General features: G+C 60.0%; 11 protein-coding genes. 2 read left to right on the top strand and 9 right to left on the bottom strand.

Translation table 11 applies throughout. The features are described from left to right. Positions 1–115: 115 nt before the first annotated feature. The 5 genes from AB7M22_RS21645 to AB7M22_RS21625 form a co-directional block, all read right to left on the bottom strand. On the bottom strand, positions 116–1,612 hold the full coding sequence (locus tag AB7M22_RS21645; protein WP_454187743.1) for a diguanylate cyclase: 1,497 nt from the start codon (positions 1,610–1,612) through the stop codon (positions 116–118). 225 nt (positions 1,613–1,837) lie between these two features. Then, positions 1,838–3,202, bottom strand: a complete 1,365-nt coding sequence (locus AB7M22_RS21640) for a heavy metal sensor histidine kinase (RefSeq protein WP_454187742.1) — start codon at positions 3,200–3,202, stop codon at positions 1,838–1,840. Then, positions 3,192–3,869: a heavy metal response regulator transcription factor gene (locus AB7M22_RS21635; RefSeq protein WP_454187741.1), complete on the bottom strand. Its 678-nt coding sequence runs from the start codon at positions 3,867–3,869 to the stop codon at positions 3,192–3,194. Before AB7M22_RS21635 ends, AB7M22_RS21640 begins: the two co-directional genes overlap by 11 nt. A gap of 9 nt (positions 3,870–3,878) precedes the next feature. Further along, a complete protein-coding gene (locus tag AB7M22_RS21630; protein ID WP_454187740.1) occupies positions 3,879–6,977 on the bottom strand; it encodes a multidrug efflux RND transporter permease subunit in 3,099 nt (1,032 codons plus the stop codon). Beyond that, on the bottom strand, positions 6,974–8,134 hold the full coding sequence (locus tag AB7M22_RS21625; RefSeq protein ID WP_454187739.1) for an efflux RND transporter periplasmic adaptor subunit: 1,161 nt from the start codon (positions 8,132–8,134) through the stop codon (positions 6,974–6,976). Before AB7M22_RS21625 ends, AB7M22_RS21630 begins: the two co-directional genes overlap by 4 nt. 1,002 nt (positions 8,135–9,136) lie before the next feature. Between AB7M22_RS21625 and AB7M22_RS21620 the strand changes: the two genes are divergently transcribed. Next, positions 9,137–9,499 carry a DUF6124 family protein gene (locus tag AB7M22_RS21620; RefSeq protein ID WP_454187738.1) on the top strand — a complete coding sequence of 121 codons (363 nt, stop codon included), beginning with the start codon at positions 9,137–9,139 and terminating at the stop codon, positions 9,497–9,499. Positions 9,500–9,873: 374 nt separating this feature from the next. Further along, complete coding sequence (locus tag AB7M22_RS21615; protein ID WP_007905458.1) at positions 9,874–10,131, top strand: hypothetical protein; 258 nt, start codon at positions 9,874–9,876, stop codon at positions 10,129–10,131. 154 nt (positions 10,132–10,285) lie between these two features. Here the strand turns inward: AB7M22_RS21615 and AB7M22_RS21610 are convergent, their stop codons facing one another. From AB7M22_RS21610 to AB7M22_RS21595, 4 genes are all read right to left on the bottom strand, one after another. Beyond that, positions 10,286–11,035 carry a YkgJ family cysteine cluster protein gene (locus AB7M22_RS21610; protein ID WP_454187737.1) on the bottom strand — a complete coding sequence of 250 codons (750 nt, stop codon included), beginning with the start codon at positions 11,033–11,035 and terminating at the stop codon, positions 10,286–10,288. Positions 11,036–11,118: 83 nt separating this feature from the next. Next, positions 11,119–11,445 carry a hypothetical protein gene (locus AB7M22_RS21605; RefSeq protein WP_008014466.1) on the bottom strand — a complete coding sequence of 109 codons (327 nt, stop codon included), beginning with the start codon at positions 11,443–11,445 and terminating at the stop codon, positions 11,119–11,121. 147 nt (positions 11,446–11,592) lie between these two features. Beyond that, positions 11,593–12,051, bottom strand: coding sequence for a GNAT family N-acetyltransferase (locus tag AB7M22_RS21600; protein WP_454187736.1), 459 nt, complete (start codon positions 12,049–12,051; stop codon positions 11,593–11,595). Between the two features lie 27 nt (positions 12,052–12,078). Then, positions 12,079–12,981 (bottom strand): chemotaxis protein CheV, encoded by a 903-nt coding sequence (locus AB7M22_RS21595; RefSeq protein ID WP_007905472.1) that lies wholly within the window; start codon positions 12,979–12,981, stop codon positions 12,079–12,081. Positions 12,982–13,222 lie beyond the last annotated feature (241 nt).

Here is a 13,222-nt window from a genome sequence, read left to right as displayed (position 1 = left end):
CTTCGCGGGCAAGCCCGCTCCCACAGGTCATGCGTCGTGCCCGAATTCGCGTCAACCGAACAACCTGTGGGAGCCGGGCTTGCCCGCGATAGGGCCGGCCGCCACACCGTAGATCTCAGTCTGCTGCAACCACCCGATTCCGCCCACTTTCCTTGGCCTGATACAGCGCCTTGTCCGCCGTAAACAGCAATTGCTCCAGGCTGATATCGGACGTCGTCGTCCAGGTACTGATACCAATACTGACAGTAATCGGCGACGTATCACTCCCCACCAACGGCAACTTCTCCACCGCTGCGCGGACGTTGTCGGCAATCTGTTGAGCGCCGGCGCTGTCGGTTTCAGCCAGGATTACCGAAAACTCCTCGCCTCCGTAACGGGCGACCAGGTCCGCCGGCCGTCGAACATGGGTGCCGATTACCTTGGCCACCCAGCGCAAGGCATCGTCGCCGCCCTGATGGCCATGTCGGTCGTTGAACGCCTTGAAGTGATCGACATCGATCATCAGCACCGACAATGGCAGACCGGAACGTTGGGCGCGAAACCATTCATGGCGCAGGGCCTGATCCAGGCTTCGGCGGTTGGCCAGACCGGTCAAGGGGTCGGTAGCGGCCAGTTGTGCCAGCTCCAGCTCGGCACTCTGGCGCCGACGCAGTTCCCGGCAGAGCAACCAGGTCAGCCACAGCAGGCTCACGCACAGGGCAATGGTTGCAAAGCTGACCACCACCGCGGTGCGCTTCCAGGCCGCAAAGACTTCATCACTTGATAGCGCAACGATGACAATCAACGGCAAGTTCCCGACCTTGGAGAAGGTGTACAAGCGCTTGTCATGGTATCGATCGGACATGCTGGTGAAGCTGCCGTTGCCTTCCTTGACGATGCGCTGGAAATTGGGACGGTTACTGAAGTTCTTGCCAATCAGCTCTTCGGCCAGACGTGGTTGTTGAGCCAGAAGCGTCCCGTCCTTGCTGATCAGATTGACCGTACTGTCACGACCGATGCTCAAACTGTTGAACAACTGATCGAAGTAACTCAACCGCATGGCGGCTTCGGCCACGCCCAGAAATTCACCCTGGGAGCCGTTCACCCGGCGGCTGAAACTGATACGCCAATCCTGTTCGGGCGACCTGGCTCTGAAGGGGGGACTGATGAACATGCCCGGGTCCGGGTTGTTCACGTGAGACTGGAAGTATTCGCGGTCGGCGTAGTTGCCCTGCCGGGCTTCCACCGAGGCCGAGTCAGCGATCACGTCGCCCTTGTTGTCGAGCAACAAAATGTTGCCCTTGTACGGCGCGGCAGTGGCGCGGTCGAAATAGGCCAGATGGCGAATGGCTGGAGAAACGCTCTTGAGGTCTTCTCGCTGGGAGGCAGCGATCAAACCCAGCAGCGACACATCATAGAGTTCGACATTGCGCAGCACGTCGGCATCGATCAATTGCACGATATTGTTGGCAGCGCGAGCGGCGGACAATTCGGCATGGGCGCGTTCGCGGATCAGCAGGAACGCCACGATGCTCAGTATCGCAATCACCAACAATAAACTGCCGAAAACCAGGAACCGCTCCGACCGGGTTGCACGGATCGGTTGGCGGGATTTCGCACTGCTCACACTCATGGTTCTGACTTCTGCAAAATAAGGCGTTATGAAGGTTTTTTACAAGAATCGGGCAGAGTCCCAGAAACCGGTCGCGTTCAGAGCGCCTGTATAAATGCCGGATAAAAAAAAGGCCAGCAAAACATGCTGGCCTTTTGCTAATTGAAGCTTAGAAGACATTCTGCGGGTAGTCGACAATTGCCCGGTATTGGTGGTTTGGCTTTCTGTGGTGAAGGGGCTGTGTGATCAGACCGGGAGATGAATCCCGAAAGTATTCATCCCATGATCACTGCGCACAAACACATCGCCACCATGCATCAGCGCAATCGCCTTGACGATTGCCAACCCCAGGCCATGGTTGTTGCCACTGTTGCTGCGCGACGCATCGACCCGGTAGAAGCGCTCGAACAATCGCGGCAAGTGCTCATTGGCAATCGGCGATCCCGGGTTGGCGACGCCGATGCTGACCTGATGCTCTTCGACTTCGATCCGTACCTCAATCACTTTCCCGGGCTCGGTGTGCTGCACCGCGTTGCTCAGCAAGTTGATCAACGCCCGGCGCAGATGGGCGATCTCGATTCGTACCTGCGCATCGCCACTGACCTCGACCTGAACCTGCGCATCCTCAAGAATGAAATCCAGATATTCCAGCGTCGTCGCCACTTCATCGGCCAGTGAGGTGGACGTCAGTTTAGTGGCCTTGCTGCCCTGGTCGGCGCTGGCGAGGAACAGCATGTCGTTGATGATCGAGCGCAGTCGTTCGAGCTCTTCGAGGTTCGATTGCAGCACTTCGAAATAGTGTTCGGCCGAACGCCCGCGTGTCAGCGCAACCTGGGTCTGGCCGATCAGGTTGGTCAGCGGTGAGCGCAGTTCATGGGCGACGTCGGCGTTGAACGACTCCAGCCGTGAATAGGCCTGTTCGACTCGTTCCAGTGTGGCGTTGAACGAGCTGACAAACTGATTCAGTTCCGGTGGCAATGGCGACAGTTGCAAACGGCCGGACAGCCTCGGCGGCGCCAGGCGCTGGGCTTCCTGCGACAACTTGATCAGCGGCTTGAGGCCGATCCGCGCTACCCAGTAACCGAGCAGCGAGGCCAGCAATACACCCACGATCGCCAGGCTGATCAGGGCGATCAGCAAGTGGTGCTGCGTCTCGTAAAAGGTCTCGGTGTCGATGCCGATCATGAAGCGCAGCGGCGGGCGCTGGTCCTTGGCTGGCAGCTCAGTGACCAGCACTTTCAGCGGGTACGGATGGTCGGGCAACTCCATGTCGCGCATGCCCAACGGGCCTTGGGCGAAAGCGCGGATTGGCGCGTCGGGTTGGCCGTATTCATAACCGGGGTTGCCGCTGACCACCCAAAAGCGGATGCGCTTGTCTTCTTCGCTCAGCAGTTTGAGCTTGGCGTTGATCTTCACCCAATGCTCGGGCGTGCCGTAACGGTTGAGCGCTGATTCAAGCACGCTGTAACGCGCATCCAGCTCGGCTTCGGGCAGCAGGCCCAGACCCTTGTCGACTTGTTGATACAGCGCACCGCCGATCAACAGAAACACCAGCAGCGCCACCAGCGTAAACATCCCGCTCAGGCGCAGCGCGATCGAGTTACTGGACACTACGGCTCTCCAGCACATAACCCATGCCACGAATCGTGTGCAGCAATTTCTCTTCGAACGGCCCGTCGAGCTTGGCCCGCAGGCGTTTGATCGCGACCTCGACCACGTTGGCGTCGCTGTCGAAATTAATGTCCCAGACCATCTCGGCGATGGCGGTTTTCGAGAGAATTTCCCCTTGCCGCCGCGCCAGCACGCTGAGCAGCGAAAACTCCTTGGCGGTCAGGTCCAGGCGAGTGCCGGCGCGGGTGGCTTTGCGGCTGATCAAATCTATCCACAGGTCGGCGATGCTCACCTGCACCGGTTCATGGCCGCCGCTACGACGGGTGAGCGCTTGCAGGCGCGCCACCAGTTCGAGGAAGGAAAACGGTTTGCCGAGGTAATCGTCGGCACCATCGCGCAGGCCTTTGATGCGGTCTTCCACCCGCTCGCGGGCGGTGAGCATGATCACTGGCGTTTGCTTGCGTGCCCGCAGCGCACGCAATACGCCGAAGCCGTCGAGGCGGGGCAACATGACGTCGAGGACAATCACTGCGTAATCGCTTTCCAGCGCCAGGTGCAGGCCTTCGACGCCATCGCCAGCCACGTCCACGGTGTAGCCCTGTTCCGTCAGACCGCGGTGTAGATAGTCCGCGGTTTTTTCTTCGTCTTCGATAATCAGAACGCGCATGACCCCGCCTCAGTCTGTGGTCGCCTGCACCGACATCGGTGCCGGAGCTGGTTTAGGTCGATGGAAAAGCCGCTCAAGCATTAAGTATATGACCGGCGTAGTGAACAGCGTCAGCGCCTGGCTCACCAGCAAGCCGCCGACCACCGCGATGCCCAATGGCTGGCGCAGTTCGGCGCCGGTGCCGTAGCCGAGCATCAGCGGCAGGGCACCAAGCAGGGCGGCGAGGGTGGTCATGATGATCGGCCGGAACCGCGTCATACACGCTTCGTAGATCGCCTCTTCGGGAGGCAAGCCACGGTTACGTTGGGCGTCGAGAGCGAAGTCGATCATCAGAATGCCGTTTTTCTTGACGATGCCGATCAGCAGCACCAGCCCGATCAGCGCCATGATCGAAAAATCCTGGCCACAGATCCACAACATGATCACCGCCCCGAGCCCCGCCGAGGGCAGGGTCGAGATGATCGTCAGCGGATGCACGAAGCTCTCGTAGAGCACGCCAAGAATGATGTACACCGCCACTAGCGCCGCCAGAATCAGCCACGGCTGGCTGGCCAGCGAACTCTGGAACGCCTGGGCCGCGCCCTGGAAATTACCGCTGATGGCCACCGGCATGCCGATGTCGGTCTTGGCCTGATTGAGCATGATCACCGCATCGCCCAACGCGACGCCGGGCGCCAGGTTGAACGATAGGTTGGCCGCCGGGAACATCCCGTCGTGAGCGATGGACAACGGGCCGATGGTCGGCGCATCGAATTTCGCCAGGGCCGACAGCGGCACCATCTCTCCACTCAGCGGCGAGCGCAGGTAGAAATAGTTGAGGCTTTCGGCCTTGCCGCGCTGTTTGGTGTCCAGCTCCAGAATCACGTTGTACTGGTTGGTCTGGGTCTGGAATTCGTTGATCTGCCGCTGGCCGAAGGCGTCGTACAGCGCTTCGTCGACATCACTGGCGGTCAGGCCGAAACGCGCCGCAGCGCTGCGGTCGATGCTGATGTGGGTGATGTTGCCGCCCAGTTGCAGGTCGTTGGAAATGTCGCGGAACGCCGGGTTGCTGCGCAGTTTTTCCGTCAGGCGCTGGGTCCAGGTACTCAGGAGTGGCCCGTCGTTGCTCTTGAGCACGTATTGGTACTGCGCGCGGCTCGGGCCGGAGCTGAGGTTGATGTCTTGCCCGGCGCGCAGGTACAGCACGATGCCCGGGACTTTCATCAGCTGTGGGCGAATCCGGTCGATGAATTGGCTGGCAGATACGTCACGGTCGCCGCGCTTTTTCAGCGAAATCCAGAAGCGTCCGTTGGCGATGGTCTGGTTGCTGCCCGAAACGCCGACCGAATGTGAGAACGTCTCGACGGCGGGATCGGCGGCAACGATTTCGGCCATCGCCAAGTGTTTTTTCACCATGTCGCCGTAGGAAATGTCCGCCGCTGCTTCGGTGGTGCCGAGAACGAAACCGGTGTCCTGCACCGGGAAGAAACCCTTCGGAATGAAAATGTACCCGGCGACCGCCAGGCCGAGGGACAGGCCGAACACACCGATCATCAATTTCTGATGGGCGAGGGCGCGGCGCAGGCCTTTCTCGTACAGCGCCAGCAAGCGCTCGCCGAAACCCGATTGGCTGTGTTCCGGCGCACGCATGAACAGCGCGGCCAACGTCGGTGCGAGCGTCAGGGACACCACCACGGAAATCATGATGGTCGAGGTGGCGGTCAGGGCGAATTCCTTGAACAGCCGCCCGACCACGCCCCCCATGAACAGCAGCGGAATGAACGCCGCCACCAGCGAGAAACTGATGGAAACCACGGTAAAGCCGATCTCGCCGGCACCCTTGATCGCCGCCTCGCGCATGCTGTCGCCGGCCTCCAGGTGACGGTGAATGTTTTCCACCACCACAATCGCATCGTCCACCACAAACCCGACGGACACCACGATCGCCACCAGTGTCAGGTTATTCAGGCTGAAGCCCATGATGTACATCAGGGCAAAACTGGCGATCAGCGACACACCGAGCACCGACGCCACGATCAGGGTCGCCGACAACTGCCGCAGGAACAGCGCCATCACCGCCACCACCAGCAGGATCGCGATCAGCAGGGTGACTTCCACTTCATGCAACGAAGCGCGGATGGTCTGGGTGCGGTCGATCAACACTTTGACCTGCACCGAGGCCGGCAGCATGGCCTCCAGCGTCGGCAGGGCCGCTTGAATACGGTCCACGGTCTCGACGATGTTGGCCCCCGGTTGCCGGAAAATCACCAGGTTCACCCCCGGCTGACCATCAGCCCAAGCCTGGATGTAGGCATCTTCCGAACCGTTGACGACTTTGGCCACATCCTTGAGATGAACCGGTGCGCCGTCCTTGTAGGAAACAATCAGCTGGCCGTATTCCTGGGGGTGGAACAATTGGTCGTTGGTGGACAAGGTCGAAATGCTCGACTCGCCATACAACGCACCCTTGGCCAGGTTGAGGCTGGTCTGCTGGATCGCCAGGCGAATGTCCGCCAGGGTCAGGCCAATGGCGGCGAGTTTGTCCGCCGAGGCCTGCACGCGGATCGCCGGACGTTGCTGACCGGTGATGTTGATATTGCCTACGCCGTCGATCTGGCTGATCTGACGGGCGAGCAGGGTTTCCACCAGGTCACTGACTTCGGTGCCGGGCATTTGCGGCGAATTGATGCTGAGGATCAGCACCGGGCTGTCGGCCGGGTTGACCTTCCTCCAGTTCGGCAGGTTCGGCATGTCTTTGGGCAGTTTGCCGGCGGCGGTGTTGATCGCGGCCTGGACTTCCTGCGCGGCGGTGTCGATGCTTTTGTCGAGGGTGAATTGCAGGGTCAGAATGGTCGAGCCCAGGGCGCTGCTCGAGGTCATCTGGGTCACGCCGGGGATGGCGCTGAATTGCACTTCAAGCGGCGTGGCTACCGAGGAGGCCATGGTTTCGGGGTTGGCGCCGGGCAGTTGCGCGGCCACCTGGATGGTCGGGAATTCTGCTTCCGGCAGTGGTGCAATCGACAGTCGCGGAAAGGCGATGACGCCGAGCAGCACCAAGGCAAAGGTCAGCAGGACCGTCGCCACCGGATGATCGATGCACCACGCGGAAACCGAGCCATGTCCCTTCATGGTTTCGGCTCCGATTGCACCACTTGCGGTGGGTCGGTCACCACCTGCACGGTCGAGCCAGGTTTGAGCCGCGACTGGCCGTCGCTGACCAGCACATCGCCCGGTTTTACGCCTTTGATGATGTCCTGGCCGCTGCCTTGATAAACCATCTGCACCTGAACGGCTTCGACCTTGTCGCCATTGACCCGATAGACGAAATGTTGATCGAGGCCACGTTGTACGACGGTGGGCGGCACCACCAGCGCATTTTTATCCAGTGCTGTCTGAATCTTTACCGTTACCAGCAGGCCCGGCCAGAGTTTCTGTACGGGGTTGGCGAATTCGGCCTTGGCGCGAATGGTCCCGGTGTTGGCGTTGATCTGGTTGTCGATCAGGGTCAGATGACCTTCGCCCAGCAGGTTGCCGGTTTCGCCGTCGGTATCGGCACCGATGTAAGCCTTGACCGACGTGTGCTGTGGATCGTTTATCAGCCCTTGCAGGGTCGGCAACATGTGTTGCGGCAGGGAAAACTCCACGGCAATCGGGTCGATCTGGGTCACCGTGAACAGGCCTTGGGTGTCGGTCATGCGCAGGAAGTTGCCTTCGTCTACCGTGCGAATACCGACGCGACCGGTGACCGGGGAGCGAATCTGCGTGTAAGAAAGCTGCACCAGAGCGGCGTCGATCGACGCCTGATTGCCTTGGGCGGTGGCTTTGAGTTGGTTGACCAGGGCTTGTTGCTGATCGTAGGTTTGCTTGGACACGCCGTCGTCGACGCTCAGCAGTTTGTAGCGTTTGAGGTTGACCTGTGCCACTTGCAGTTGCGCCTGACTTTCGCCCAGTTGCGCCCGGGCCTGATCGAGGCTGGCGCGGATCGAGCGGTCGTCGATGGTGGCCAGCAGGTCACCTTTGTTCACCAGTTGGCCTTCCTTGACCAGCAGCTTGGTGAGGATACCGTCGATCTGTGGGCGCACGACCACGCTGTGCAAGGACAGCACCGAGCCGATGCCGCTGATGTAGCGGGGCACGTCTTTTTCGGCGACGCTGACCACTCGCACGGGGATGGCGGTGGAAGTGGTCAGTTTGGTCGTGGCGGGTTTGGCGGCGTACCACACGCCCAGCGCTGCCAGGGTGATCAGAAGGGCGGCGAACAGGGCGATTTTTTTCTGAATTCGCATGCGAGTGGGGCGCCGGGCAGAGTGGTCGGAATTTTGTCAGGTTTATACCTTCCTTTATAAACCTGTTCGCCCGTCAGGAGAGTGACTGGTAACTGACGGCTCTGTCAGTTTGGGCTGGGATCTTGTTTTGATCTTGGCGGCCTTATAGCCGACCATGCTTTGGTTGGTGGGGTACATATCCGTTGCTGCGGTAACGGCGGCTTAGGGTTTCGCCCTTACGGCGCCTCACTTTTCCAGACGCCGAAAAGTAAGCAAAAGGCTTCGCTCCAAGCGTCCGGCCCCTCGCTGAGGCTCGGCGTTCCTTCGCTCCGGTATCCATCTGGGGGCATCGCCCTACGGTCTGCTTCGCTACGACCTACATGCGATGGGTTCGACTGCGTCGAACGGCGCTGCGCGCCAATCCCCAGATGAACACCTCCACTCCGCCTCCCGAAGGGGCGGGCAGATCAAGATCAAAAGCCAGATCAAGAGCTGCAGGCGAGCTAACGCTCGGCCTGTTGAGTGGTGAAAGGCGGGTGTATGCCGATGGCTTTTTGTAGGAGCGAGGCTTGCCCGCGAAGGCGGCCTGACAGCCGCCCAATCTCTCGCGGGTGTACACGGTTCAATTGTGGGAGCGAGCCTGCTCGCGATGGCGGCCTGACAGCCAACCAGTCTATCGCGGGTGTACACAACCCCACGTAGGAGTTGCCGAAGGCTGCGATCTCTTGACGTTGATTTTCAAGATCAAAAGATCGCAGCCTCGTTTCACTCGACAGCTCCTACAGTAATCCGTGTCAGACGAAAAATCGGTGTCAGATGCGGGATTGATCGTACCCACGCTTCCAGTGTCAAAACATGGAACTTTCCCACGCATTTTTCAGGTTGTCCGTCGGAAGCGGGCTCTCTAGTCTTTGGCTGTCGCTGCACATTCAGCGACCGGGCGTGAGATCCCCGAAACGAGTAGGCGAAAGCCTCACGACCATAACGGCAAGTGATGGCTCCAATTGAGATTAGGAGCTACAAATGGAAAACGATAATTCTGATTCGAACTTCAACAAAGCCAACCCCGACACCCTGCGCACCGAAGAGTTACTCAAAGACCGCGAAGCCATAAAACGCGCCCTCGATTACTACCTCGATCCCCCGGCGTCCTACACCGAAAAAAAACGCCGCCCCAGCACGATGTTCATGGTCGTCCCGAATGCCGATACCGAAAGCCTGCTGGCCCATGCCTGTGAATCGTTGGCCTCGGCGAGTGTCCTGGCCAGCGATTTCGCCAATGACCTGACCGGCCCGCAGCGCCATACGGCATTGGCGATCCAGCAGGTCATCATGTTGGCGGAGTTGGCGGTGAATCGGGTGCTGGATAACGTCGATCCGGCGTAGACCGCGTTATCGTTCATCGCGAGCAGGCTCGCTCCCACAGGATTTGTGTCATCCACAGATTTTGTATATGACCACTGCCCCTGTGGGAGCGGGCTTGCCCGCGATGGTGGCGGCACATTCAACATTTTTGTGACTGACACACCGCTATCGCGGGCAAGCCCGCTCCCACAGGGTTCATCGTCGTTCGCAGATTCGGTGTACGACACAATGCACCTGTAGGAGCGAGGCTTGCCCGCGAAGGCGACAGGTCCGTCAGCACAAAACCCGACGGACTCGCTTGCGGCGTGAAGCTTGCAGCTCCCGACACAGGTATACTGCCGCCTTTCGCGGCTCGCCTACCGGGCCCGACTCTTTGAGCATCACCCGGAGCTTTCATGACTTCCCCGACACAACCGCCGGTTGCCGACGCTTTGAGCGACGACCAGGCAGACCTGCCAGACAGCGTCGACTCCAGCGCAGACAGCGAAACCAAAGCGGCGATCCCAGCGTTCAAGTTTCCGTTCAAACCGGGAGAATTGGCCGCGGCGAAGAATGCCAGCCAGCCTTGGTACAAGAATGGCGCGAAGAATGGTCACACCAAGACCCCGGGTGCAGCGCCTCCTGGCACTCGTCGTTCGATGGGTAAGCGCTGAGTTTTTGCCTCTGCGGTGCCTGATCTATCGTCATCGCGAGCAGGCTCGCTCCCACATGTGATCTTCTTGAGACACAGATGTTGTGTACGACGAAATCCACTGTGGGAGCGAGCCTGCTCGCGATGAGGCCATTAAATACAACACATCCTCTGGCTCAGGCCGCCCGCAACGAAATAAACGCATAGTTCAGCGGCACTTCTGTCACCACCTGCGCCCCGGCGGCCTGCACTTGCCCGGCGATATCGTCGCCTGACACATGAAAGACCCATTCACCGCCCGACGCCGCCAAGGGCTGCTGCGCCACCTGATCAATGACGATGGCAAACGCCGTCATGTCCGGCAAATAAGCAGCAAATCCATCGCCCTTCAGCGCAGTCGTCCGAATCCCCAATAGCGCGCAAATCGCCTCCTTGGTCTGAATCTCATCGCGATCCGCCTGACGGGAGCGCTGGATCAAAGCTGCCAGTTCCTGATCCACCAGCTCACCACCGATGATCAAATCCGGCCCTGTTTCCCAGGACTCGGGCGGGCATTCCTTGATAGATGGGTTGAGCGGGATGTGCGGGTTGATTTCCATCGGGTAGATGCGGCACACCAGCGGTCGGCGTTCGTAGATGCGGCAGAGGTTGTCTTCGTCAAGATTCCGGCAGGGGCCTACGTTGTACGCGGCAAAGGTGATCGCCACGTGGGCCTCGCAGGCGCCGCTTCGAACCGCCACCGAGCGGCGTTCGGCGTGTTCGCGTTGCTGCGCGGGCAGGCCCAGGCCATTGGCGAGGAAGGCCTCCACCAGCACGATCACCTGACCGCCATCGGCCGCCCACATCCGGGCTTCGGCCAGTGTCAGGGGTACATGGTGGTCGTTGCAGCATTTGCCACAACCTACGCAGGAAAACGTTGTATTCATTGAACGGCCAGTCACCTGTGAGGGCATGCAATGGCGACAAAAAGCCACCGCAAAGGCCTGGGCCGAAGCAAGTTATGCGCCACTCATTGCGCTTTTGCTGTTGGGCGGATGGAGTCCCACTCGGTCACGTAGGCGGTTTTGCTTTTCTTGTTGTAGAGGCACAGCTCGGTGCCTTGTTGGCCTTTCATGTGTTTTTGCGGGTACTGGCCTTGCAGCAGGAGCGCGGTATAACCGACCCGGTCATCGAACTGCGCGGCGTTGCCGACGGGTTTGGCGTTCTTCAGGCCGCTGGCCTTGGTGCAACTGGCGAGCACGGCTTTGTCATAGGCGGCCCAGGCGTCGGGGCTGGAGGCGTGGGCTTGGGTGGCTAGGGCGGTGAGGCAGAGGAAGGTCAGGGTGGTGGCTTTCATGGTTTGGGCATCCTTGGCGTGTAGTGGCCGAGGTCGGAGTATGCCTGATGGTTTTGGGGTGGTTGTGTGGGCCTCTTCGCGGGCAAGCCTCGCTCCTACAGGGTTCGGTGACCTGTGTAGGAGCGAGGCTTGCCCGCGAAAGCGGTGTCAGGTTGGAACCGGCTCTCGGCGGACCACATACATCCCGGCACTTTCATACAAACGCTGGGCCCGAAGGTTGTTTTCCAGCACTTTCAGATCCACAAAGCCTTCGCGGCGTTGCTGAAACACATTGAAAGCATTCAGCAGCAATGCACGGCCAAGTCCGAGGCCTTGAGCGCGCGGATGCACCACCAGGCTCTTGATGTAAGCGCTGGTCCAGCACTGGGCGACGCCGACGATTCCCTCGGCATCCAGGGCAATAAAGCACAGGGACGGATCGTATTCGGGATCGGTTTCGAAACGCTGTTGCCAGACCTCCAGCGCCGGTACGCGACCGCTACCTTCCCGATAGCCGAGTTCCATCAAGTGATGGACGGCTTCGGCGAGTTCAGGACGGTACTGGGTCAACTCAATGCCATTTGGCCAAGTGCAAGGCGGCACAACCTCAGCCAGGTTGCGCCGCATCAGAAAACAGAAGTCCTCGGCCAAAACTCAGTGACCTTGTTCGGCGACGGCCCTGGCCGCCGCGATCAGGCATTTGGTCAGTTCCGGCGAGGAAAATTTGGTCAGCACCGCGTTGGCCCCGGCCAGTCGGGCCTTCTCGCTGTTCATCGCGCTGTCCAGCGAGGTGTGCAGCAACACATAGAGGTGCGAGAAGTCCGGTGTCTCGCGCAATGTGCGGGTGAGGGCATAGCCATCCATTTCCGACATTTCGATATCGGAGACGATCAGATTGATCTGCTGGGCAGTGCCTTGCAGGTCCAGCAGGCAGTCGATGGCTTCCTTGGCGCTGCGAGCGGTGTGGCATTGCAGACCGAGGTTGCGCAGGGTGTGCACCGACTGTTGCAGGGCGACCTGGCTGTCATCGACCACCAGGATTCGCGCGTTGCCGAGGACTTCGGCGTCTTCCATGCTCAGTTCGGTCGGGGCCGTTTCGATCTGCGCCGGAGCGATGCCGTGGATGACCTTTTCGATGTCCAGCACTTGCACCAGCGTGCCGTCGACCGAGGTCACGCCAGTGATGTACGAGCGCACGCCGCCGGAGCCGAAGGGCGGTGGACGGATGTCGGTGGTCAGGCAATGAACGATCTTGCTCACCGCTTGAACGTGCAAACCCTGCTTGGAGCGGCTGACGTCGGTGACGATCAGGCAGCCACCGTTCGGGTCTTCCAGCGGTCGCTCGCCGATGGCGCGGCTCAGGTCGATCACCGACAACGAAGCGCCGCGCAGGGTGGCGATGCCTTTGACGTGGGGGTGCGACTCCGGCAGCTTGGTCAGCGGCGGGCAGGGGATGATTTCGCTGACTTTCAGCAGGTTGATCGCCATCAGCTTGCCGCTGCGCAAGGTAAACAGCAGAAGCGAAAGTGAATCTGCGCGGGCTTTGTTGGAAGACATAAAAACCTTCTGTGGAGAAAGGTGATGGGCGATTGTGAAGATCGCCAACAGCTATCGATGCCGGGTTATCGACTTGTTGGGGGCAGGCTTTAGGAGTAATCCCCATTGCCAGCCAAACGGTGAACCCCTGTGGCGAGAGAGCTTGCCTGTGGCGAGGGGGCTTGCCCCCGTTGGAGTGCGAAGCGCTCCCGTTTTTTTTTCAAGACTCACCTCATCACTCGTTTCACGACCGCTTCGCGGC

The sequence above is a fragment of the Pseudomonas sp. ADAK2 TE3594 genome, from assembly GCF_053628675.1.
Note: the sequence above shows the minus strand (reverse complement) of the source record. Positions and strands in the feature narration are given on the sequence as shown.

Bases quoted from the DNA above. Each gene is read 5' to 3' on its own strand.
- AB7M22_RS21615 (WP_007905458.1), top strand. From the start codon at position 9,874: ATGACTTCCCCGACACAACCGCCGGTTGCCGACGCTTTGAGCGACGAC.
- AB7M22_RS21620 (WP_454187738.1), top strand. From the start codon at position 9,137: ATGGAAAACGATAATTCTGATTCGAACTTCAACAAAGCCAACCCCGAC.
- AB7M22_RS21600 (WP_454187736.1), bottom strand. From the start codon at position 12,051: ATGCGGCGCAACCTGGCTGAGGTTGTGCCGCCTTGCACTTGGCCAAAT.
- AB7M22_RS21630 (WP_454187740.1), bottom strand. From the start codon at position 6,977: ATGAAGGGACATGGCTCGGTTTCCGCGTGGTGCATCGATCATCCGGTG.
- AB7M22_RS21605 (WP_008014466.1), bottom strand. From the start codon at position 11,445: ATGAAAGCCACCACCCTGACCTTCCTCTGCCTCACCGCCCTAGCCACC.
- AB7M22_RS21595 (WP_007905472.1), bottom strand. From the start codon at position 12,981: ATGTCTTCCAACAAAGCCCGCGCAGATTCACTTTCGCTTCTGCTGTTT.
- AB7M22_RS21645 (WP_454187743.1), bottom strand. From the start codon at position 1,612: ATGAGTGTGAGCAGTGCGAAATCCCGCCAACCGATCCGTGCAACCCGG.
- AB7M22_RS21610 (WP_454187737.1), bottom strand. From the start codon at position 11,035: ATGAATACAACGTTTTCCTGCGTAGGTTGTGGCAAATGCTGCAACGAC.
- AB7M22_RS21625 (WP_454187739.1), bottom strand. From the start codon at position 8,134: ATGCGAATTCAGAAAAAAATCGCCCTGTTCGCCGCCCTTCTGATCACC.
- AB7M22_RS21635 (WP_454187741.1), bottom strand. From the start codon at position 3,869: ATGCGCGTTCTGATTATCGAAGACGAAGAAAAAACCGCGGACTATCTA.